Consider the following 23,242-nt stretch of genomic DNA (forward strand, 5'->3'; position numbering starts at 1 on the left):
TAGATATTTTTGATGTCATATCTCAACTTTGAGAAAGGACTATAAAATTATTTTTGTCTGCTTTTGGGGACATGAATGTATTTTCCATAAAGAAGGAAGTCAAAACTATTACTTCAATGAGATGAAAAACGATAGTTGTATTTTCATAAAATATAAATCCTATAAAATAGAAATTTTCCCAAAATAGAGAAGGTTTTTTGTAATATTTCAAGGTGAAAAAGAGGGTTTTTCACATAATTCCACCCTTTTTTCAGCTTTTTTTAAAAATATTTTAGCGAATAAAATGAAATGACAACCTTCCCTGTAAAAAATATACTAATTATTTTTCGCGAAAAGTTAATATATTCCACGCGTAATTAACTCAGTCATATCAATAGTTTTGAAAATATCTAAAAAAAAATATTAATAGTTATGTATAAGATATCAGAAAATTGGCAAAGAATGTAACACGATTGTCACATGGTGTACATCGATTAGAAATAGTTATGACATGTGACGATGGTAAAGTTAGTCGTGTTAGTACAAAGGAGGTCGTTTTTTAACGATGAAAAAATATTTAATTGCACTAGCAGGTGTTTTTGCACTAAGTACAGCAGCTTTGACATCTCAAGCATCTGCTGCTAGTTACAAAGTGGAAAAAGGTGATACACTTTGGAATATCTCTCAAGATCAAGATGTATCTGTTCAAGATTTGAAAATTTGGAATAAATTAAATTCAGATTTAATCGTTCCTTCACAACAACTAGAAGTTAGCCCTACAAAAGATGATAAGGCTAAAACATATAAAATTAATAAAGGTGATACTTTATATAAGATTTCACTTAAAACAGGAGTTTCTGTACAAGATTTAAAAGCTTATAATAATCTTACTAGTGATTTAATCTATGTAAATCAAACACTTGCTTTAACAGGAGATTCAGATAATGCGAAAGTTGCTTCTGTTTCAAATGATCAAACACCAGCTAAAACGCAAACAACAAATACGCAAACAACAAATACACAAACAACAAATACGCAATCTACTAATGCACAACCATCAACTAATCAGTCTGAACAGCCATCGTCAGGGAAGACAATGACTGTAACAGCAACAGCTTATACACCAAATTGCGCTGGCTGCTCAGGTGTAACTGCAACGGGTATTAATGTAAAAGCAAATCCGAATATGAAAGTAATCGCAGTTGACCCTAGAGTCATTCCATTAGGATCAAAAGTATGGGTTGAAGGCTACGGTACAGCAATCGCTGGCGATACTGGTGGTGCAATCAAAGGAAATAGAATTGATTTGTTAATGGCTACTAATGGCCAAGCTAATAAATGGGGCGTACGCACAGTTACGATTAAAGTATTAGATTAAGTAAATCATATTCTTATGTTTCTAACTCCCCAGATTAATATAAACCACGCTTAATGTGAAAAAACATTAAGCGTGGTTTTTTATTTTATTTCAAAACATATCGGTTAAATATTCATCCTAAAATGAGATATTTTTTAAAAAATTGATAAAAATGAGCAACGTTAACTGCATAAATGTTGTCATCATTGTATAGTAGAATATATAAAGATGAGAAAATCGGGTGGATGTGGATGAAAATCAATAAATCAACGCTTGTTCAATGGCTAAAAGTCATTTTACCAATTTTGTTGATGATTTTTGCGATTCATGAAATCGGTAAGATTTTGGGGAATGTTAATGGTCGCGAAATTGCTAATAAATTTGAATCTTTAGATATCAGAACAGTCACACTAATGGCTGTAATTCCTTTAATTCTTGTATTTCCTATGTTTTTCTACGATTATTTCATCGTGAAAAAATTAAAACTAAAAAGACCATTACGGCAATTGATGAAAGAATCCTTAATTATTAATTCTTTCTCAAACTTGATTGGTTTTGGTGGTCTTGTCGGTGTATTATTACGAACGCATTATTTTAAAAAGAAAGAAGTAGATAGTGCCTCTTTTTTTAAAACTATTACATCTGTTACATTATTTTATCTTGCAGGGATTTCACTATTTACTTGGATTTTACCTATTTTTTATTGGGACTTTCCAATATTTAAAAGTCATAAAATATTAGTTGCTGCAGCAGGACTTATTGGATTATATGTACCATTTCTAATCGTGAAAGCATTGGTACAATTAATGAAGAGATCAACAACGAATCGTCAGGTACTTGATGATGTTGCCTTGTTAGGTGTTTCTATTTTGGAATGGCTGGGTGCATTTACATTTATGACGATATTAGTGTATATGCTACACATTCCGATTAGTATAGAAGAGGTCATTCCAATTTTTATTGTTGCTTCATGTGCCGGGATTGTGAGTATGATTCCTGGTGGCCTTGGTTCCTTTGATTTGGTATTTATATGGGGAGCACAAAGTTTGCAAATTCCTGAAGAATCCATTTTAGTTCTATTACTATTTTATAGAATCGGATACTTTGTAGTGCCATTTTTGGCTGGACTTGTGCTTTTTATCCGCGAATTATGGGGGAAATTTAATGTTAGTCTCAATGCTATTCCTAGATTCTTTTTAGAGAAAACGAGTCATATTTTAGCAACTGCTCTCGTATTTTTGGCTGGTCTAATACTACTCGCATCCTCAGCAGTGCCCGGAGCTATTGAGCGTATTCGATATGCCAAAGAACTGATGTCATTTCCTATTGTTAGTTTTTCACATCAATTAGCCGTTGCGACAGGATTTGTGTTGCTTGCATTATCAAATGGTATTTCATATAAAGATAAAAGTTCCTACCGAATGACTGTATTTGTTTTACTATTTGCATCAGCACTTTTTATTATTAAAGGGATTCAATATAAGCAAGCACTATTCATGCTATTTGTAGCAGGCTTATTATTTTTATCGCGTGGACGATTTTATCGAGAAAGTTATATTGTCACGTGGGGACGTAGTATTTTAAATACAATGATAATTCTAGTTATTTTATTGTTGTATATTATTATTGGTTTATTCACAACTCCATATGCAAAATACTCTATTCCAGAAAAGTTAAAACCATTTTTGGCAACGGATTCTGAGGATCTATTTAAAAGTGCATTTATGGGTCTCATCGTGGTCATAATCGTAGTGATTTTCGAAGTTACTTTGCGCAAACTTACACAATTTACAAAGATCTCTTCATTAGATTACGAAAAGGAAATTTCCCTTCATTTAAATAGATATGGCGGTAAAGAATTATCCCATCTAATCTTCCTTCATGATAAATATGTGTATTGGAATAAGAAAAAAACAGTACTATTCCCGTATCAAGAAATCGCAGATAAACTTGTCATCCTCGGGGATTTAGTAGGGGAAAAGGAAGATTTCAAAGAGGCAATAGAAGAATTTATCACGTTTGCAGATTATTATGGCTATACGCCCGTTTTCTATGAAGTCAGCGATCAGTTTGTACCGTATTTACATGGCTATGGCTATAGGTTCTACAAACTTGGCGAAGAGGGGTATATTGATTTACCAAGACTTCATAATTCAATGGAAGTTGCTCAAGAGACAACTGATGTAAATGAAATCTTTCATAAAGAAGGCTATTCATGTGAAATATTACAACCGCCTTATTCAACTGAAATCATGGAACAATTACGAAGTATTTCAGATGAATGGCTCAATAACCGAAAAGAAAAAGGCTTTTCGCTCGGTTATTTTAACGAGGATTATTTACAATTTACACCTCTTGCCGTGTTGAGAAATCATCATTTTGAAATTGTAGCGTTTGCCAATCTAATTCCTCTTTATGATGAGGAACGAACAGTCACAATTGATCTGATGCGTTCTAAAAAGGTAGAATTACCCGATAAAGCAATGGACTATTTATTCTTAAATATTTTCTCTGCATTCAAAGATCAAGGATTTAATCGGCTAAGTGTTGGCATGACACCTTTGTCTCATGTTGGTGTGTCACGTTTTGCTGGTATAAATGAAAAGATTGCGACACAAATATTTGTCAATGGTCAGGAATATTATAATTTCCGAGATGTCCAAAGCTTTAAAGAAAAATTTGCAAATGACTGGCAACCTAAATATCTTGCTTATCGTAAGCAGGTATTTCTGCCTTTTACAATTTTACAAATCATGATGTTGATCGGTGATAATAAATATTCAACGATGAGAGAACAAGTATTCGAAGCAAAACAATCGAGAAAAAGAACCTAAGAATCTGGGTTCTAATTATTTTAAAGCTATATAAAAGTAATATCATCCATAAATGAAACTCCTGAAAAAGAAGTTTCCAAATGAAAGAGCTCTTTAACTAAGAGCTCTCTTTTTTATGATAAGAAAGATGCTCACACTTATCTATCTAGGTAAACTTTATACATCAATACAAACTGCAATCATTATAAAGTTATGTTAAACTAACAATATATTTAATGAATTGAAAAATATTGAATTTATGTAAATAAAACAAGATCCTAATTCATAGGATTCCTAGAAAACACAAACATTTAATATTTAATGTGCCTCTGTTTGAGGACATGTCCTTTAGATCACTGAAGCGAAAGACGGAGACTCCTGATGGAAAAACAAGTAAATCAAGAACCCGTACGAGCATCGTTGAAGAGCACTGAAAAAATGTTTTAATACAAATATTAATAGTATTAATCTATTTCTGCATGATGTGGAATTTCCGCGGGCGAGCGTTGAGCCTCCTCGGCAGCTCTTAGCTGCCTGCGGGGTCTCACCTGTCTAGCTTTCCCGCAGGAGTCTGCGCTAATTCCACATCAACAAAGATAGCTATACAAGATTTTTATTATAAATTTTCATTTGTTTTTAGAGGCATACTGAGTGAATCACTATGTATATAATTTAATTTATTCTGAGAAGTACATCTATGAAATTGACTCAAATTATTAAATTTATTGTTTATAAAAATTTTAAAATTGAATATTGAAAAGGGGTGCACGTTTTGCAAGATGTCATTTTACGCTTAGAAGATGTGAAAATGCGTTTTGGTAATAAGCAAGTATTAAATGGAATTAATTTAACCGTTGGAAAAGGACAAATCATTGGTTATATTGGTCCGAATGGCGCCGGTAAAAGTACAACAGTTAAACTGATGCTGGGTTTAGTAGAAGGCTATGAAGGGAAAATTGAAATCTTTGGTCAAGATTTAGCGAGTGGAGATTATACATATAAAAAACGTATTGGCTATGTACCAGAAACAGCAGAGCTTTATGATCAACTTACTGCTTGTGAATTTTTAACCTTTACGGGGGAAATGTATGGTTTAGGTCATAAAGAAGCAGAAGAAAAAGCATTAAAACTATTACAAGAATTTGGATTAGAACATGCCTTTCACCAACGTTTATCTTCTTTTTCAAAAGGGATGCGTCAAAAGGTATTAATCACTTCTAGCTTATTACACGACCCAGATTTACTATTTTATGATGAACCTTTAAGTGGATTAGATGCTAATAGTGTATTAATCGTAAAGGAAATTCTAGCAAAGCTTGCGGAGCAGGGGAAAACGATTTTTTACTCATCTCATATTATGGAGGTTGTGGAGAAAATCAGTGATCGGATTGTGCTATTAAATGGTGGGAAAGTAGTTGCAGATGGCTCATTTGAAGAATTGCAGGAGCAAAGTGAAGAAGGAACATTAGAAGAAATTTTTAATGAGATGACAGGCTTTAATGAACAAGAGGCGATAGCAGAACGTTTTGTTTCAGTTGTAAAAGGTGGGCATGTCGATGAAGGATTATAAATCTTTAAAGGTAATGGATCGTCTTAGAGTTCTTTTTGAACGGTTTGATATCGACTATACATCGATGCGTAGAATTCTACAGTTAAAGTTAACGATGGATACACGTCGTACACCAGCTATGTTCAATTCACAAAAGCCTAAGAATGGAAAGAATCAGTTTTTACGTTCACTGTGGATCTACGTGTTTTATGGTGCAATAGGGATGACTCCATTTCTATTTTTCCCATCGCAATATATGCTTTCTATGGGGATAGCCTTCACGGTTTTAATGTTTATCGCAATGACGGCAATGGTTTCCGATTTTTCAGCAGTGCTTTTAGATATAAGGGATAAAAATATACTGCAGCCCAAGCCAATCAATAATCGTACATTAAATGCCGCGAAAATTATGCATATCGTTATTTACCTATCAATGCTAAATAGTGCCCTTATTATCGTACCATTGGTAGTTGGGGCTATCCGATTTGGTATACTTTTTGGATTGTTGTTTATTGTGATGGTAGCTCTATTAAATTGTTTTATCGTCGTATTAACAGCATTAATATATTTATTTATTTTACGATTCTTTAGTGGTGAAAAGTTAAAAGACCTGATTAATTATGTACAAATTATCTTAACTGTTGCTATTATGGTCGGTTATCAATTTATGGCTCGATCATTTGAGTTAACTCAAGTTGCAGTGACTTATCAATTCGCATGGTGGCATATTTTCCTACCACCCCTTTGGTATTCTGCGTTTATGGAAATGGTTTTGCATCAAGCTTGGTCAGGACACCTATTGCTATTAAGTATTTTTGGCATTTTAATGCCCATATTATCCATCGTTCTATATGTAAAACTAATGCCTACTTTCGAACGTAATCTATCCAAGTTATTAAGTGATTCTTCAAGACAAAGAGGAAAAACACATATATGGACAAATTTTTGGTCAAAGATATTATGTAGCGATCCGCAAGAACGTGTATTTTTCAATTTTGCTTCATTGATGATGAGTAGGGAACGTTCATTTAAACTGAAGGCATATCCACAAATAGGATTTTCGCTAGTTATGCCATTTGTCTTTTTATTGAATACATCACGCTCATTTTCAATAAAAGCTATTCAAGAAAATGGTAGTGTGATGGTTTTATATTTTACGATGATCATGCTTCCTTCAATAGTTCATCTATTAAAGTTCTCTGATAAATATAAGAGCTACTGGATTTACAGAGTCACACCTGTAGCGGATGATCGAATTTTCTATAGTGCAACATTAAAGGCATGTTATGTGAAGCTATTTTTGCCATTATTTATTGTTGTAAGTGGCCTCTTTGTAGCAATTTTTTCGTGGAGTATTCTGCCTAGCGTAGGTATTATGCTGCTGATATCCGTTTTGTTATTATGGATTTCATATGTAATGGGTAGTAAAGAACGTTATCCATTTTCAAGCTCTCTTGAAGCAACACAAGATACCGGTACAATTAGGTTATTAGGTTCGATGTTATTATTGGGAATTTTAGTATTAGTCCATCTAGGATTAAGCCATTTACATTATGGATTAGTTTTTTATGCAGTACTGCTAATCGCTGTTATATTTGGAGGCTGGAGGTCTTCGTTCGGGAAAAGAAAAGTCAAGAATGCTTAGGCACTCTTGACTTTATTTAAATTGGATAGGATATGGTTCTAATTGAGGATCTGGCTCAATCGGCTTTAGATCTAGTAGCTCATCCTTTGTAGAGGACATTCCTTGGACCTGTTTTAATTCTAATCGGAGTTTTTCGGTTTCAAGCATATAATTTTTTTGCTTTATTTCTTCTAGTTTGATTTCATCTTGTAAGATAGAATGCTCGATTACTAGACGTTTATTTTTGTTTTTTACAATAACTTTAATTACATCCGCTGCTAAAGCTAAAAATACGATAATAATGACAAATTGCAATACGAATCACCTCGATAAATTTGAATATTCTTCTTACTATACAAAATTATAGGCTAAAAAGTTTCGTTTTAGTAGTTGATTTTCTTTAATATTTCATGTAAGATTAAAAAATCAGAAAATTCAATTAAATTAGGAGGGTGTTAATGAAACCATCAAAATTTGAAACGTATTTATTGGATGAAGAGGATGATTTTCAAGCAACAAGTGAGGAAATGCATATTGAATTGCAACCTTATGAAATGCAACAATACCCAGAAGGCTTTTTTACAGAATTATAAGAGCAAAAAAATACAGCCGATAGGAGGCTGTATTTTTTTATTATATGAGTCAATTCCCCCTAATGCAAAATTCATATAAAATATACAAACATTTCATGATATCCGATTTTGGCAATTGTGGAGCGAAAGACGGCGACTCCTACGGGAATAGCTTGAGCTGAAAGCCCCGCAGGAACGTTTTTAAGGAACAAAGCCTAAGTACGCCACTTCCTGTGGCAACGGCTTCGTGACCAACATCGTGTTGGCCCGAGGAGATTGAAGCCGAGCCCGTGGAAAGCGCCGTCTGTAGCGGAACATACAAACCTAATATTTAATAGTTAATGAATTGAAACGTACGTATTTATTAACCGAAAGTGAATTTATGAAATTAATTTATATGGGTAAGCATTTAAAAAAAACGCTGAAGTGGCTCATCAAGTTGGAAAAACTTTTTGGAAAAAGATTTGATTTTGCAGTATGATGTAAATCAAATGAGGTGTATATAAAATGACAATCGATGAACAAATCCTAGAATGGTTCGATTATTTTCATGAACATCCAGAAATAAGCTGGAAAGAATATGAGACAACAAAGAAAATCGCAAGTATTTTAGAAGATCTACATATTTCTTATCGATTATTTGGCGATGTGCCGGGTCTTGTTGCTGAGATCGGGGAAGGGGAGGAAATTGTTGCGGTCCGTGCAGATATTGATGCATTATGGCAAGAAGTAGATGGTGAGTGGAGAGCAAATCATTCTTGCGGTCATGATGGCAATATGTCAATGGTACTCGGCGCATTATTACGTTTGAAAGATCAACCATTAACGCATAAAGTACGGTTTATCTTCCAACCGGCTGAAGAACTTGGAAATGGTGCAGTTGCTGCATTTGAACATGGTGCAGTGGACGGGGTATCGCATCTATTTGGCGTGCATTTACGACCAATTGAAGAATTGAAGCTAGGTGAAGTATCTCCCGCTATTCACCATGGTTCGGCTATTTTCCTTGAAGGAGAAGTACATGGTACAGATGCACATGGTGCACGTCCGCATCAAGGGCAAAATTCGATCGATGTCGTAATGGCAATTCACCAAATGATAAAAAGTATCTATGTTTCGCCATTTGAAGCACATTCAGCTAAGCTTACAAAGATTGTAGCAGATGGGGGAAGTATGAATATTATCCCTGGCGCTGCAACCTTTACGATGGATATTCGTGCACAGAAAAATGTTGTTCTCAATGAGCTACAAGAGAAAATTGAGTATGGCTTAAACTCAATCAAACAACAGTTCAACATTGACCTTAGCTGGAAATGGGTCGATTTTACGCCAGGAGCTGAAGTTTCAGAGGAAGCAGCTAAAATAGCAGAACAAGCCATTATTGAAACAGTGGGGAAAGAACATTTGGCTCCCCATGTAATTACACCTGGAAGTGATGATTTCCATTTCTATACTGTTAAAAAACCTGAGTTAAAAGCAACAATGATTGGGATTGGTGCGAATCTAGCACCAGGGCTACATCATCCTAAAATGATATTCAATCATGAAGCATTACTGGATGCGTCAAAAATATTGGCCGCTGTATTAGTTAAAAAACCTTAATTATTTTGATTGACCCATCTAACGATAGTTGTTAGATGGGTTTTTATTTGTATAAAAGAATAATTATACAAATTGGAGAAGTTTAGTTATTAATCGTTTGAGCGCTTTCTTTCTTCGAAAACAAATGCATTATCTCGATTGTGTTGGAAATGTGAGATTGACTAATAGACTGGCAAATTATAAAATATTTATATTAACGACAATATAACGACTATTCTGAAAATTATAAGGAGATGAGAGGATGAAAAAAGAAATCAGTGCAGGATGGGCAATATTTACTTTTACCATAATGATTATTACGATGCTTGTTACGGTGGTTGTTTTAGAGCAAAGTCCACATGTACCATTAATTGTAGGTACCATTGTAGCGGCAATTGTAACTTGGAAACACGGATACAAATGGACTGAAATTGAAGAGATGATGTATAAGGGAATTAAATTAGCACTTCCTGCTATTGTTATTATTATGCTTGTTGGATTAACCATCGGAGCATGGATTGGTGGGGGAGTTGTTGCAACGATGATTTACTATGGTTTAAAAATGATTTCGCCAGCGTGGTTCCTTGTAACGATTTTACTTATTTGTTCGATTGTATCTTTAGCTATAGGAAGTTCTTGGTCTACAATGGCAACAATTGGTGTTGCAGGTATGGGGATTGGTTTGAGTATGGGAATTCCTGCACCAATGATTGCAGGAGCAGTTATTTCAGGTTCCTATTTTGGTGATAAAATGTCACCACTATCAGATACAACAAACCTTGCAGCAGGTTTAACAAATACAGATTTATTTGATCATGTTAAACATATGTTTTATACAACGATACCGGCTCTAATTATTTCTCTCGGTGTCTTTGCATGGTTAGGTAGAAGATTTGCTAATGTAGGGATGGATACAAAAGAGATTCAAACAACATTACAAGTCATGAAAGATAGCTTTGTTATTAGTCCTTGGTTGTTACTTGTACCCGTCATTGTTATTGTTTTAGTTGCTAAAAAAGTACCAGCAGTTCCAGCTTTGATTATTGGTATTATTCTTGGTTTACTATCTCAAATATTTATTCAAGGTGGATCCGTTTCAACAGCTGTTAATGCATTGCAAGAAGGATTTAAAATTCAAACGGGTAATGAAATGGTGGATAATTTATTTAACCGTGGTGGTTTAGATTCGATGATGTTCACTGTTTCTATGACCATTGTAGCGATGACATTTGGGGGGATACTAGAGTTTTCTGGTATGTTAAATTCCATGATGAATTTAGTAGTTAAAGCCGCAAAGTCGACGGGAAGTCTAATTGCAGCAACAATTGCTTCATGTATTACAACAAATGCTACTTGTTCAGAACAATATATTTCCATCGTTGTTCCATCTCGTATGTTTGTCAATGTCTATAAGAAACGCGGGTTAAATTCAAAGAATTTGTCACGGGCTTTAGAAGATGGCGGGACGCTTTCATCAGTATTTTTCCCATGGAATACTTGTGGCGTATTTATACTTGCTACTTTAGGGGTTGGTGCAGCAGAATATGCACCTTATGCTATTTTAAACTATACGGCTCCAATCATTTCGATTTTATATGCTTACACAGGATTTACGATTGTAAAACTATCTCCTGAAGAAATAGAAGCATTAAAAAATGAAGAAAGTAATTCTGAAACGGAAGAGAATTTATCTTCAGTACCAGTTTAATGGTTAATGTCAAAAGGGCTGGTTTAAAAGTGTAAAAACCGCTTTTAAGCCAGCCTTATATACTAGTTTTAAAATTATTTAGTGATAAGTTGAGAAATTAAGTTCGTAAATAGCACGTGGACGACCTTGTTGATATGACATTTCTTCTCCAACCACTTTGGCATAATCATGTTCTACTAGTTTTTTTAAAATACGCTCAGTCGTTCTACGAGTAACTTGTAAGTGCTCTGATAAGTCGAGAGCGGTGAATTGTAAAGATTTTCTTGAAACACTAAAGGCCATAATTTTCGAAATATTAAGAGGGCTCAATTTTGTTTCTTTTGCCATTTGATGCACATATGGATCCTTTGTTTTTAGGGAAAGCGTTGTCGGCTCATTCGGAAACGGTCCTTGTAGTTCTTTATTTTCAGTCATAATGAAAACGGTATTGGGTGTTGCAAATTCTAATGCTTGTCTTGCATTTTTTTGTGCTTCTAATATAGAACCACCATAGCCAAATGTCAGTTTAATTGGGTGCTTCGAGATATTAAAAAATAAATCTAACTGATTGTGGTGAAGCGCATTTTGGATATGCCCAAAAGTAGTAAATAATTCATAACGTTTATCATCAAGCTTTTGATAGGATGCGTGAGTAGTTGTAACGATTTGTTGTAAAACAAGTTGATGATCTTCAATGGAATCAAGAAATTCTAGTACGCCTACAACAGCTTTTGCAGATTCTGACTTTGTCATTTTCGATAATGCTTTTGTTTGCTCTAAACGACGGATGATAGAGCTTTTTGAGTCATGCATTCGCATCGCTGGAATACCTTCTGCAGTAAGAGCATCGTACACACTATGAATACTTGTAATAACAAAGCCAATTTTTTCTTCCTGCCATAATTGTTTATGAAGACGGAAAATGTTATCGAATGGTTTGTCTATATGAATTTCTTGTATAAATGGAAGTGGGCCTTCATAATGAATATCGTCTACAACATTTTGTACGTGTTTCATATTCATCACATCGATCGATATTTTTGAAAGTGGCATGGTCTTATTTGCCAATACCGATAATATAGATGTTGATATAGCAAACTCTTCTTGCTGTAGATATGTCCATGGGATCGGCCAGTTAGATAATAATGGCTTTGCGTATAAATAAGGCAATGTACCAGATAATAATAATACATCACAAGGTTTTATTTGTTTCATTAATATAGGTGTTTCTTCTGGAGTATTATAGATGTAAAATTCTAATTGGATATTCTCAACTTCTTGTGCGATACTTAGTAAACGATCTCTAAAAGCAAGAGAACTAATGACTGCAATTTTAGTAGACATTACATCAATTCCTTTACTATTTTTTTATCATTAATAGCGACTATTTAACGACAACTATAGCAAGAGAAAATTATTTTGTAAAGAAAAGAGCGGAGAGTTTATGAAAATAACTGAAGTAGAAATTTATGCTATAGAATTACCTTTAATTGAACCCTTTATTATTAGTTACGACACATATGACACAATGCCTTCTATTATTGTGAAAATGACAACGGATGAAGGGATTATTGGATATGGAGAAGCAGTACCAGACGAACATGTAACAGGCGAAACTTGGGAAAGTACTTATATGGTGTTAAAACACCAATTAGCACCTGCAGTAATTGGTCAAGATCCTCTTGGTTTTGAAAAAATTCATGAATTGATGGATAAAACTGTTTATCAAGTACCTGCAGCCAAAGCTGCAATTGATATTGCTTGCTTTGATATTGCAGGTAAAAAGTTAAATGTCCCTGTTTACCAATTAATCGGAGGTCGATATCATGAGAAATTCCCAATTACACATGTGTTAAGTATTGGAACTCCTGAAAAAATGGCAAACGAAGCAGCAGAACGTGTCGCAATGGGATATCGCTCATTCAAGATGAAAGTCGGTACAGAAGTGATGAAAGATGTTGAGCGTATTCAAGCGGTTCGAGAAAAAGTAGGGGATGATATCGATATTCGTGTAGATGTCAACCAAGGATGGCATAATGCTGCTACTACTTTAAAAGGATTGCGTGCATTACGTGACGTCAATTTAGATTGGTTAGAACAGCCAGTGGATGCAGATGATATCGATGCAATGGTTGAAGTGAAATCCAAAACAGATGTAACATTGATGATTGATGAAGCATTACACGGTGCAAAAGAAATGCGAGAAATTATCGCAAAACGTGCTGCAGATAAAGTGAATATCAAATTAATGAAATGTGGCGGTATTTATCCTGCTATGAAATTAGCAAATATGGCAGAAATGTCTGGAATTGAATGTCAAGTAGGTTCTATGGTTGAATCTTCAATTGGTTCTGCAGCAGGTTTCCACGTGGCATTTTCGAAAAAAATTATGAAGAGTGTAGAATTGACAGGTCCCCTAAAATTCTCTAAAGATGTTGGGAACCTTTACTATGATGTACCATTTATTTGTTTAAATGAAAGACCAGGATTAGGTATTGATGTGGATGAAAATGTGATACAAGAACTTTGCCATGATTCATGCATTGTTCGTTAGAAGGGAAGGGAATCGATGACTACTATTGCACAAGGTATCCTTAGTGAAACACCATATAAAGTGAAAGTTTTATCGCATGAGCAATTGCCCCAAATTGAAAAATTACAGGACGAAGTAATTGCTGCATTACCGGACAAAAAAACATTACAACCACTTAGTAAAGAAGAAATTAGCTATATCTTAAATGATCATGGTTTTATGATAGGTGTATATGTAGAAGATGAATTGATTGCATTTCGAGCACTACTGGAACCAATAATTGACGATGAACATTTGGGAAGAGATTGTGGAATCGCTGAGGAAGAATTACCACGAGTTCTCTATCAAGAAATTTCTAACGTATCACCACGTTATCGTGGATATGGTTTACAAAAAAAGATGGCACAGATCATTATGGGACAAATTGATTTAAGTCGTTTCAATTATATTTGTGCGACTGTAAAGCCATTGAACATCCCGAGTTTGAAAGATAAGTTTTCACAAGGTTTGCTTATCGCAGGACTAAAGGAAAAATATGGAAACAAACTACGCTATATTTTCTTTAAAAAACTTAAATTTGAAGAACCTTCATTTACAGAAGCTAGAGCTCTGAAAATGTCCGATACAACGGGCCAACAACAATTATTAAAAGAAGGCTTTCTTGGAACAGATATGTTTGAACAGGATGGTCAATGGTTTGTTACCTATAGAAAATAATAAATCAGAAGCATCGCATTAGTTGGAGTTTTAACTTTGCGATGCTTTTTTTAGATGAATGATTCTTCTAAAAAAGATACAATTATATAAGATTTACAGAAAATTTTGATGAAAGCAACTTTAGAATAAGGAGTGACCATTTTGAATAAAACACCAGTAATTATAGACTGTGATCCGGGAATTGACGATGCTATGATGCTTACTTTAGCATTTTCACGTCCAGAACTAGATATCAAGCTTGTTACTACAGAAGCAGGGAATGTTTCAACTGATAAAACGACCTATAATACATTAAGCTTTTTAACTTATATCGGGCAAGATGTAGAAGTGGCTCGCGGTTTAGAACAACCTATTTTTCGCTCTTTAGAGATAGCTGAGGATATTCATGGAGAAGGTGGACTCGGCAATGTAAAATGGGCTGATCCAATATTACAAGAAAGTGATCGTACTGCGATAACAGCAATGTATGAAACTTTATTAGCAAGTGATGATCCCATCATAATTGTTGCAACAGGTCCATTAACCAATATTGGTGCACTATTACTTGCACATCCAGAAGTAAAACCGAAAATTAAATTAATTTCATGGATGGGGGGAGCAGCTGTTGGTGGGAATATGTCTACAACAGCAGAATTTAATGCTTATGTAGATCCACATGCTGCAGAGCTTGTATTTCGTTCAGGTGTACCAATCATAATGAGCGGTCTAGATGTAACGCATAAAGCTTATATTACACGTGAAGAAATGGAAGAGTTACGTAAGCTTGGTACACCATTTGCTGAAAAAGCAGCAGATATGATGAAATTTTATACATTTACACAATCGCAAACGCCTTTTTCTCCACCACATTTTGAAGAACAGATCCGTCTACATGACGTCTGTGCAGTAGCAGTATTAGTTGCCCCAGAACTATTTAAGGGTAATGACTATTATGTAGAAATGGAATTAGAAGGCCGTCTCACAGCAGGGACAACCATCGTGGACTATACACATAAAACAGGGAAAGAGCCAAACGCCAACGTATTACATAGTGTTGATCGTGAAGGTTTTGTAAAACTGTTCTTTGAAGCATGTACTACAATTGGACAAAAACTTTTAGAGAAGTAGAAGAGGGTTAAGGCTCTCCCTAGTTTAATTAGCTAAAAATGGCTCTTCCTCATTTTTGTGAAGAAGAGCCATTTTTCTTATAAATTTTAAAAAAGTTACTATTATTAGGTCCATCTACCATCATATTTATCGTCTTTAGCTTCTGACTCTAAATCTTTAGTTAGTTCTTCCATTGGAATTGGATCGACGGTATGCATATCTTCGTACAAATCATATAGACTAATATTTTCTGAATCCATCATATCAGGCCGTTCATCAGATGGTAAGTCTGCAAATACTTTTTTATCCTTTGGCAATGAATCTTTCTTCATCTGTTCACACTCCTTTAAAAAGTAGTGTGTGTCTAGTGAATAATTTTATTCACCAAAGGCTGTTTGATAAAGCAGATATATATTTAAGCATACAACGATCGCTGCCACGATCCAGCCAAGAATCGTTGTAAGCTTATGATTGACAAGTCCGCCCATAATTTTCTTGTTACTTGTGAACATTATTAATGGGATTAATGCAAATGCTATTCCGAATGATAATATAACCTGACTCCATACCAATGCTTTTGTTGCGTTGGCACCAAAGGCGATGATTAAAAGAGGTGGAAGCATTGTAATCGCACGTCTTAAATAAATCGGAATGTGCTTTTTGATATAGCCTTGCATCACAACATCACCAGCTAATGTACCAACAGAAGAGCTAGCAAGCCCAGCAATTAATAAGCCTAAACCGAATGATATAGAAGCCATTGGTCCAATCATTTCGCCAAGTGAATGGAAGGCTACATCTAAATCTTCAACATTCATGCCTTTTGAATGGAATACTGCAGCAGCGATAATTAACATACTCATATTAATTGCCCCTGCGAAAATCATAGCTATTACAATATCAATGAATTCAAATTTGAAAATTTTTCGTTTTTCTTCATCGTTTCGACCAACTACACGATGTTGAGTCAACGAAGAGTGCAAATAAATAGCATGTGGCATAACAGTAGCACCTAAAATACCTGTTGCAAGTAAAACAGAATTTACACCATCAAAATGTGGTATAAAACCTGTAGCAATTGCTCCAGCATCAGGATGTGCCAAAAATGTTTGGAGTGCAAATGCCAATACAACCATCAGTACCATTGCAGAAATCCCAGCTTCAAATGGACGAACGCCACGGCGTTGAAGCTCTAAAATAGCGAACGAACCAACAGCTGTTATAAGTGCTGCAGGTAGCATTGGAATATCGAACAATAAATACATGCCGAGTGCTGCACCAATAAATTCTGCTAAATCGGTGGCCATTATTACGAGCTCTGCTTGAATCCATAATAGAATGGATGTCTTTTTAGAAAAGTTTTCACGCGCAACCTCAGGTAAGTTTTTTCCTGTTGCAATGCCAAGTTTTGCAGATAAAGATTGGATTAGAACGGCCATTAAATTTGAAATGGCAATTACCCATATCAATAAATAACCATATTCAGATCCAGCAGTAATATTTGTAGCAAAGTTTCCTGGATCTATATAAGCAACAGCTGCGATAAAAGCAGGTCCTAAGAAGGGAAGTACGCTTTTAATCCCATGCACTTTACCATTAAGAACATCTTGAGCTGTATGAATTTGTAATCTTGAGCTAGGTGTTTCGTTATTCATTTTACTCATTGTTTTTCCCCCATTCCCAAAAGTGTTGTTCCTGAAATAAAGTTTCCTAAAGGAAAGTTTTAGTGTGTTCAGTGTACTGCAATTGCAGTGAAATGTAAAGATGTTAGAATCATATTCTTTGAAATTCCTAATTTTATTTTTTGCATTTGTATGGGCTATCGTACACACTTTTTTTAATAGGGAAATGAAAATGATTTATTGTTTATTTTAATGGGCAAAAGCCACACTGCATCCAACCAGGAACATCCTTTGAAAAACAGCAAGTTTTGCGAACAGGGATATTGATTAGTTTTGAAGGATGTTCTCCACCTGTATATTCTTTAAAGTAAGAGCGCTTTGCAAATGAAGACCATAAAGAATCATCCTCTAATAATGAAATATCGACTTGTGCTTGCTCACTAGTACCTGGGTTTGAAAGTAGTACATGTAGATGCCATAACATATAACCGAAAACATTTTCCCATAACATTTTAGGTGAGACGGAAGTAATCTTACGAAGTTGAACAAAAATCGCATGACATTGTTGTTCTAAAATTTCCTTAAATGTAGTTTCTCGTTCATCTTCGTCAATCATTTGCCAATCTGCTGAATGCGTAAACATACATAATGCTTTATTTCCAAATTCCTCTTTAACACCGAATTTTAGATTGTCAAATGAGCCAGTCCATACTTCATCGTACATTGTTAACATAAAAAATTGCATAGCAACGAACATACCATAACGACGTGTAAAATAAGACAATGCAATCGTATCAGATTGGACATTGCTTATTGCTTTAATAAGTGTTAAAAAATCAGGTAAAAACTCATCGTTATGTAGTTGTTGTAGGCTGAATATAGTATTTGCTGAATCATCAACATAGATACTATAGGATTGCAATTGTTGTAGTTGATCTCTTGATAAAGAACTCATATCATCACCTCTTAAGTATTACTATACAATAATTATGAAATTTTCAAAAAATAATAATATAAGTATTGACATTTTAATTGATAATGATTATCATTGTCATATAAAGAAATAAACCTCCTCTTAAATTGCAAGTAGAGCAGGGTTCAATTAGCTACTTTTCTCCAAAAACATAGCTAATAATATAAGTATTCCTAAACCCCCCCTCAAAAGCTTAGGAATATGTCGACCAGACTGGCGATAAGATTTCATCAATCTTATCGTTTTTTTATTTTAATAGCTCTATGTCCAAGTTTGATGGAATACCTTATGAATAGCCTTTAAAAAAATAAAAAGTCCCAAAAATCAGCGTCGAATACTGATTCTTGGAACCATCTATTAATTATTATTCTTCCATTCTGTCGTTTGTTGAACTTGCATAATAACACTACTTTTTTTCTTCTGTAACATAGTGTAATAGCTATGTAGTGACATACCGACAATAATAATGGCTATACCAAATAGTGCAAGTGGTTTTGGTAGTGGGATGCCTAATAATAACATTTCACCTATGATAACAAAAAGAATTTCAGTGGACTGTGTTGCCTCTACAGCAGCAAGTTTCCCCTGGTCATTATGGACGCGATCTGTTGCGATAAAGAATAGCACAGTAGCAATAACACCAGAGCTTATACCAACAATTAATGATTGAATCATCTGGCTAACTGATGGAAGGCCAACAGTTGCCAGTGCATAAATTGCTATGATAATCCAAGCAGGCATTGAGGCAATTGTCATACCAAGTACACGCTGGAATGTATTTAGACGACCGTCACATACATCCATCATTTTACGGTTCCCAAGTGGATACGCAAATGCTGCGATGACTACTGGGAATATACCTAATAGTAAGCTTTCTAAGGAAATGTTTTTTGCACTTGGAATTTGTATTAAAATAATGCCTACTAAAATAATACTCGAAATCAGTAATGAAACGAGCGGTATTTTTTGCCGAATATCTTTACCATCTTCATACTGAACAAAGAACGGTGCAAGCAACACACCTACTACAATTGTGAATTGCCATGTCCCGGATACGAGCCAACCAGGACCATATGCAGCAGCAAAAGTAAGTGGGGCATAAAACAGTACAAAACCTACAAAACTCCATATTAGCCATGCTTTTGGTTGTACCTTAATCTCATGCGTTACAGCGGAAAGACCTTTACGCGATGCAACGATAATTAGTAAAAAGGGAAGCATGAAGAAGTAGCGCAAAGACGAACTCCATAACCAGCTTCCACCTTCTAATTCCATCGAGTGATTCAAAATAAATGTTACAGCAAAGAATAACGATGCCAATACACCAAGTGCAATTTCTTTCACAATGTCACCTGCCTATCGATTCACCAACTATGCTTTTTGCTCAAACAATTGAACGATTTCTATGATAACTTCAGTCGCTTTAACCATTGTTTCAGCTGAAACATATTCATACTTACCATGCATATTTTCGCCACCAGCGAAGATATTAGGCGTTGGAAGTCCCATATATGAAAGTTGAGAACCATCTGTACCGCCACGAATTGGTAAAATTAAAGGCTTAATATTTAATTTCTCCATAGCATTTTGAGCAATATCAACAATTTCTTTAACAGGAAGAATTTTTTCTGCCATATTGTAATATTGATCCTTAATATCTACTGTAATTGCATCTTCGCCAAATTCCGCTTTAAGTGCTTGTTCTGCTTCTTTCATTAATGCTTTTTTTGCTTCGAAGGCCTCGCGATCATGATCTCGAATAATGTATGAAAGAGTAGCCTTTTCAATTTCACCATTGAAGTTCATAAGGTGGATAAATCCTTCATGGTCTTCTGTTAATTCTGGAACAGCCTCTTTTGGCATCATTTCTTGGAATTTGATGGCCATTGTAATAGCATTAACCATTTTACCTTTTGCAGAACCAGGGTGAACACTAATGCCATGAGTTGTTACTTTAGTACCTGCAGCATTAAAGCTTTCGTATTGAAGTTCCCCTAGTGGGCCACCATCCATTGTGTATGCATAATCGGCATTGAATCGTTCTACATCAAATTTATGAGGTCCACGACCAATTTCTTCATCCGGAGTAAAGCCTACACGGATTTTGCCATGTTTTACTTCTGGGTGTTGAATTAAGTATTCCATTGCAGTAATGATTTCTACAATCCCTGCTTTGTCATCTGCACCAAGTAAAGTAGTACCATCCGTTGTAATTAATGTTTGACCTACGTAGTTAGCTAATTCTGGTGAATTCTTTGGAGATAGGACAACGTCATCATTTAGTTGGATATCGCCACCATCATAATTGTCATGGCGTTGTGGATTTACATTTGTACCTGTATAGTCAGTTGCTGTATCAACATGAGCTAAAAATCCGATTGTTGGCAATTCTTTATCAGAGTTTGTAGACAAAGTTGCAAATAAATAGCCATTTTCGTCCACTTCTATTTCTTCCATACCAATTTCTTTTAATTCAGTTTCTAATACACGAAGTAAATCCCATTGTTTTTTAGTAGAAGGTGTTGTTTCGCTTGCTTCGTTAGATTGAGTATCAATTTTAGTGTAGCGAACTAATCGTTCAATTACTGTTTCTTTCATTGTTAGAATCCTCCTTATATTTAAAGCATTGTCATAATTCTAACACTTTCTTTCGAGCTACGGAATATTTTAGCGTGCTCATTGTAAAGAAAAGTTGTGCACTATAGTAACTAGTCATAATAAGAACATGAGCCATTGGTATATCTGTTATAAACGTATCCAAAGCTAAGATAGAGTCTGAGAAAATAAATGAAAGTGCGCCAAGAATTAGAATGGGTGAATACGTTTGCAAAGCAGACCATCCCATCGTTAAAATGACTGCAATATAGCAGCAAACGGCTATACCGAGTACATAATTACCTGTTCTAAAAATATTTCCGGAAATCCATGCAACCATCAACATGCCGTAAGCCAATAATAAAATAGCAATATAGGCATTTATTGTTTTCACTTTTACCTTGGAAAATGCGACAATGTAGCAGATATGACCTAATAAAAAGAAAGATAGACCCAGTAAAAACCAGTGAAGGGTGGCATCTCCTAGCATGCAGAAGAAAAGCCCTAAAAGGAGCCACTTTGAAAATGCTGGATTGTTCGAATCATGATGTAAATAAACGAAAAGTATCATCAAGATCATAGGGATAATTTTGAATGAAATTTTCAATAAAAAAGGTTGTTCAGGTATAAAGAAGATATAAAGAATTGAAAAGAAAATAACAAGTGCAATAAGGTGTAGCCTTTTCATAGATACACTTCCTTTACATAAATTTTTCAATACATTTATACCCATTTTAATTCGAATTATCATTCAAGAGCAAAATTCTACGAAACTTTCTATCAAGTCATTCGTATTCTAATATGAGAGAGGATGAGTAACTATGACAACGACTTTTATCATGTCAGCGATTATTGCAATTGTAGCGACATTTCTAATGGTGCCGTTTACAAGTAAAACGTCTGATGGTGATATTAAGACAAAATTTAAAATACAATTCGGTATTGCAATGTTTATACTTATTTTTGCTATTACCGCAATTGTCTTTTATATAACAAAGGTAGATCAAAACTGGTCTCAATTGTGGCTAGAACTCCTTGTTATTGCTTTAATTGGTGCACTATTATCTAATGGAATTGAAAGAAAGATTAAAGGAATAATAGCTATAGCAAGTTTAGTTTTTGGGGTTTATCTTTTATCTGCGCCACTTTTTAATGCCAATCAAAAGTACCAATCTGCTGAAATGACAAAAAAGGTTGAAATCAAGGCTTTTGATGACACAAAAACTCCTGCGAGCGTTCCGCCAAAATTTGCGCGTAATAAAATGAAAAAAGCATTTAGCCAAGTACCAAACACAAGTTATTTCGAATTAGGTAATCTTCAAATTCAAAAAGTAAATGGTGAATATGTTTATATTGCACCAGTAGAATTCTCTGATTTCTTTAAATGGATGAAGGGGAAAGAGTCACCAGGTTATTTAATGATGAGTGCAACAAATTCATCGGACAATCCAAAATTTGTGAAATCACCGATGATTTACACAACTTCAGCTTATTTAAATAATAATGTGGAACGTCATATGCGATTAGCAAATACAAAAGAAATTTTCTATGGTGATGCTCAATTAGAAGTTGATGATGAAGGAAAGCCATATTATATCCGTACTTATGGTGAGTTTATCTCAGGCCGTAATGGCTTTGATCCTAAAGGGATTGTTATGATTGATGCAAAAACAGGTGATTCCAAAACGTATGCATTAAAGGATGTACCTGCATTCATCGACGGTGCGATTTCTCCTGAAGCCGTTAGCCGTCAAAATGAATATTTTGGTAAATATGTTCACGGTTATTGGAATAGCATAATCGGTAAAAAAGACGTGAAGCTTCCTTCTGATGAAGGGACAGAAGCAAATGTTAGCCCAGTATTTGATGAAAACGGTACAATGTATTACTTCACAGATTTCACAAGTCCTAAAGAGGGAGTAGATTCAATGCTTGGTTATTCATTGACAAATGCCCGAACAGGCCAAGCTACTTACTATTCAGGCAATAAAGATGAAGCATATATGGATTCTCAAGGTGCAATCCAAATTATTGAGAAAAAATTCATCGAGAAGAAATGGGAAGCTTCTATGCCGATTATTTATAATTTCTATGGTGAAGCAAGTTGGTTAGTACCGGTACTTGATTCAAATGGATTCTTGCAAAACTATTCCATCGTTTCAGCAGCGAATCCAGAACTCTCTGTTTCTGCCGCAACGCCAAACGAAGCGTTAAGACAATATAAAACAATTATTAATCGATCAGGAAATAGCTCTTTAAATGGTAGTTCTTCAAATGAAGAAAAAACAGCTAAAGGTAAAGTGGTTCGTGTTTACAAAGAGAAGAATGGCGATTACACAACCATTTCATTCTTATTAGACAATAAAGAAAACTATATTGTCAGCTCTGAATCAGCGCCTCTTGCAGTATACCTAAAAGAAGGGGATCAAGTAGAAGTAAAATATTTAATCTCAAACGATGTATTCTTACCTGTTAAAGAAATTACGATTAAGGGTATCGAAGAGAAATAGTTTCACATTAGTCTAGATAAGCACTATAAAGAAAAGAGCCGATG

At 34.8% G+C, this 23,242-nt stretch carries 19 protein-coding genes; 11 read left to right on the forward strand and 8 right to left on the reverse strand.

All coding sequences use genetic code 11. From position 1 onward, the window contains the following. Nucleotides 1-544 precede the first annotated feature (544 nt). From ABE048_RS03905 to ABE048_RS03920, 4 genes are all read left to right on the forward strand, one after another. Complete coding sequence (locus ABE048_RS03905; RefSeq protein WP_430309255.1) at nucleotides 545-1,357, forward strand: LysM peptidoglycan-binding domain-containing protein; 813 nt, start codon at nucleotides 545-547, stop codon at nucleotides 1,355-1,357. A 230-nt stretch (nucleotides 1,358-1,587) separates the two neighbouring features. Next, a complete protein-coding gene (gene mprF, locus ABE048_RS03910) occupies nucleotides 1,588-4,170 on the forward strand; it encodes a bifunctional lysylphosphatidylglycerol flippase/synthetase MprF (protein WP_430309256.1) in 2,583 nt (860 codons plus the stop codon). A 787-nt stretch (nucleotides 4,171-4,957) separates the two neighbouring features. After that, the gene (locus ABE048_RS03915) at nucleotides 4,958-5,719 is read left to right on the forward strand and encodes an ABC transporter ATP-binding protein (protein WP_430309308.1); all 762 of its coding nucleotides are present in this window, start codon (nucleotides 4,958-4,960) and stop codon (nucleotides 5,717-5,719) included. Continuing rightward, on the forward strand, nucleotides 5,706-7,343 hold the full coding sequence (locus tag ABE048_RS03920) for a hypothetical protein (protein WP_430309257.1): 1,638 nt from the start codon (nucleotides 5,706-5,708) through the stop codon (nucleotides 7,341-7,343). The genes ABE048_RS03915 and ABE048_RS03920 overlap by 14 nt, the downstream gene beginning before the upstream one ends. 12 nt (nucleotides 7,344-7,355) lie before the next feature. Here the strand turns inward: ABE048_RS03920 and ABE048_RS03925 are convergent, their stop codons facing one another. Continuing rightward, nucleotides 7,356-7,637, reverse strand: a complete 282-nt coding sequence (locus tag ABE048_RS03925; protein WP_430309258.1) for a hypothetical protein — start codon at nucleotides 7,635-7,637, stop codon at nucleotides 7,356-7,358. A gap of 143 nt (nucleotides 7,638-7,780) precedes the next feature. On the opposite strand from ABE048_RS03925, the gene ABE048_RS03930 reads away from it, so the two are divergent. The 3 genes from ABE048_RS03930 (at nucleotide 7,781) to nhaC (ending at nucleotide 11,183) form a co-directional block, all read left to right on the forward strand. Then, nucleotides 7,781-7,915 carry a hypothetical protein gene (locus ABE048_RS03930; RefSeq protein ID WP_430309260.1) on the forward strand — a complete coding sequence of 45 codons (135 nt, stop codon included), beginning with the start codon at nucleotides 7,781-7,783 and terminating at the stop codon, nucleotides 7,913-7,915. A 486-nt stretch (nucleotides 7,916-8,401) separates the two neighbouring features. Further along, a complete protein-coding gene (locus tag ABE048_RS03935) occupies nucleotides 8,402-9,496 on the forward strand; it encodes an amidohydrolase (protein ID WP_430309261.1) in 1,095 nt (364 codons plus the stop codon). Between the two features lie 241 nt (nucleotides 9,497-9,737). Next, nucleotides 9,738-11,183 (forward strand): Na+/H+ antiporter NhaC, encoded by a 1,446-nt coding sequence (nhaC, locus tag ABE048_RS03940; RefSeq protein ID WP_430309262.1) that lies wholly within the window; start codon nucleotides 9,738-9,740, stop codon nucleotides 11,181-11,183. 78 nt (nucleotides 11,184-11,261) lie between these two features. On the opposite strand, the gene ABE048_RS03945 is transcribed toward nhaC, so the two are convergent. Then, nucleotides 11,262-12,506, reverse strand: a complete 1,245-nt coding sequence (locus tag ABE048_RS03945) for a hypothetical protein (RefSeq protein WP_430309264.1) — start codon at nucleotides 12,504-12,506, stop codon at nucleotides 11,262-11,264. 100 nt (nucleotides 12,507-12,606) lie between these two features. On the opposite strand from ABE048_RS03945, the gene ABE048_RS03950 reads away from it, so the two are divergent. The 3 genes from ABE048_RS03950 to ABE048_RS03960 all read left to right on the forward strand — a co-directional run bounded on the left by ABE048_RS03950 (nucleotide 12,607) and on the right by ABE048_RS03960 (nucleotide 15,519). Beyond that, nucleotides 12,607-13,716: a mandelate racemase/muconate lactonizing enzyme family protein gene (locus ABE048_RS03950; protein ID WP_430309266.1), complete on the forward strand. Its 1,110-nt coding sequence runs from the start codon at nucleotides 12,607-12,609 to the stop codon at nucleotides 13,714-13,716. 15 nt (nucleotides 13,717-13,731) lie between these two features. Further along, entirely contained in the window at nucleotides 13,732-14,412 is a 681-nt protein-coding gene (locus ABE048_RS03955) for a GNAT family N-acetyltransferase (RefSeq protein WP_430309268.1), read from the forward strand. A 141-nt stretch (nucleotides 14,413-14,553) separates the two neighbouring features. Further along, the gene (locus tag ABE048_RS03960; protein WP_430309269.1) at nucleotides 14,554-15,519 is read left to right on the forward strand and encodes a nucleoside hydrolase; all 966 of its coding nucleotides are present in this window, start codon (nucleotides 14,554-14,556) and stop codon (nucleotides 15,517-15,519) included. Nucleotides 15,520-15,623: 104 nt separating this feature from the next. On the opposite strand, the gene ABE048_RS03965 is transcribed toward ABE048_RS03960, so the two are convergent. The 6 genes from ABE048_RS03965 to ABE048_RS03990 form a co-directional block, all read right to left on the reverse strand. Then, entirely contained in the window at nucleotides 15,624-15,830 is a 207-nt protein-coding gene (locus tag ABE048_RS03965; protein WP_430309270.1) for a hypothetical protein, read from the reverse strand. Nucleotides 15,831-15,875: 45 nt separating this feature from the next. After that, a complete protein-coding gene (locus ABE048_RS03970; protein WP_430309271.1) occupies nucleotides 15,876-17,162 on the reverse strand; it encodes an Nramp family divalent metal transporter in 1,287 nt (428 codons plus the stop codon). Between the two features lie 202 nt (nucleotides 17,163-17,364). Continuing rightward, on the reverse strand, nucleotides 17,365-18,075 hold the full coding sequence (locus ABE048_RS03975) for a Fe-S oxidoreductase (RefSeq protein WP_430309273.1): 711 nt from the start codon (nucleotides 18,073-18,075) through the stop codon (nucleotides 17,365-17,367). A 375-nt stretch (nucleotides 18,076-18,450) separates the two neighbouring features. Then, a complete protein-coding gene (locus ABE048_RS03980) occupies nucleotides 18,451-19,437 on the reverse strand; it encodes a DMT family transporter (RefSeq protein ID WP_430309274.1) in 987 nt (328 codons plus the stop codon). A 27-nt stretch (nucleotides 19,438-19,464) separates the two neighbouring features. Continuing rightward, the gene (gene pepT / locus ABE048_RS03985) at nucleotides 19,465-20,691 is read right to left on the reverse strand and encodes a peptidase T (protein WP_430309275.1); all 1,227 of its coding nucleotides are present in this window, start codon (nucleotides 20,689-20,691) and stop codon (nucleotides 19,465-19,467) included. A gap of 31 nt (nucleotides 20,692-20,722) precedes the next feature. Further along, nucleotides 20,723-21,376, reverse strand: a complete 654-nt coding sequence (locus ABE048_RS03990; RefSeq protein WP_430309276.1) for a lysoplasmalogenase — start codon at nucleotides 21,374-21,376, stop codon at nucleotides 20,723-20,725. Between the two features lie 133 nt (nucleotides 21,377-21,509). Here ABE048_RS03990 and ABE048_RS03995 point away from each other — a divergent pair, with 133 nt between their 5' ends. Next, on the forward strand, nucleotides 21,510-23,198 hold the full coding sequence (locus tag ABE048_RS03995) for a hypothetical protein (RefSeq protein WP_430309278.1): 1,689 nt from the start codon (nucleotides 21,510-21,512) through the stop codon (nucleotides 23,196-23,198). The last annotated feature ends 44 nt before the right edge of the window (nucleotides 23,199-23,242 follow it).

The sequence above is a fragment of the Rummeliibacillus pycnus genome, from assembly GCF_050459865.1.
Classification (GTDB): Bacteria; Bacillota; Bacilli; order Bacillales_A; family Planococcaceae; genus Rummeliibacillus; species Rummeliibacillus pycnus_B.